The following is a 946-nucleotide window of genomic DNA, read 5'->3' on the forward strand; positions in this document are numbered from 1 at the left end:
GAGATGAGTTCTGCAATGCGTTTGCGACTGAGATGTTTGGTTAACCCATCGGTGCACAGCACCAACGCATCGCCGATTTGCAAATGAAACGACGCCGCATCGGGATGCGGTTCGTCCTTTCCGCCCAAAACGTTCCACAACATGTTTGTCAATGGACCTTCGCGATCGGGTTCGGAGTCGTTGGTTTCATGGTGCCCCAACACTGCTTCGGCCATGGTATGGTCACGTGTCAGCTGCTTGATCTCGCCGTCACGTAGTAAATAACAACGACTGTCCCCCACATGAACGACAAACATCCGTGGCCATGCGATGTAGGCCATCGTCAGGGTGGATCCCATTCCTTGTCTTTGAGGAGCCGAGGCAATATCGCGCTCGATCAGTTGTTGGCAACTCAACAATCCTGCCTTTAAGTGTTTCTGAAAATCCTCGTCCTCGTGAATGTCGTCGTGCAGCAGATACCAGCTGAGCGTATTGAGCACGTAATCAACAATTCCATCTAACGCCAATTGACTTGCACGTTCTCCGGATTCATGTCCTCCCATACCATCGGCAACCAACAAAAGCCGTCCCTGCGTTTCGCCGAATAAACGAGTGCGATGATCCAATGCCAAGCTTGTCGAATGGACTCGCATCGATTTACATAGATCGGCGATCATGAAATGATCTTCGTTTGTCTTACGTTGACGTCCAATATCACTCGTACCAAAGATTTCCATTTGTCCATGCATGAAGCGGCTCCATTACGTGAGCGAGGCTCAGGAGTAAAAAGGCGAGATACGGTTAGACAATCCAAGGCGGGATCAATCAGCGGCCCACGAAGATGCGCGGATCTCATTAAACTAGCATTCGCAGGGTCTTAAATCGTCAAGCAAAATCTGTTCCAGCCGTGCGTCGCATCGGCATGACAATTGCTCGGCATGACGATTGCAACGAATAGAAATCGAAT

Annotated in this window: 1 protein-coding gene; it reads right to left on the bottom strand. The window is 50.1% G+C overall.

Annotated elements, in window-relative coordinates:
* Positions 1-728 (bottom strand): PP2C family protein-serine/threonine phosphatase (locus RMSM_RS29850; protein ID WP_008706251.1); only part of this gene is annotated, 728 nt, incomplete at its 3' end.
* Positions 729-946: the final 218 nt, after the last annotated feature.

It is taken from the genome of Rhodopirellula maiorica SM1 (assembly GCF_000346295.1).
Lineage (GTDB): Bacteria > Planctomycetota > Planctomycetia > Pirellulales > Pirellulaceae > Novipirellula > Novipirellula maiorica.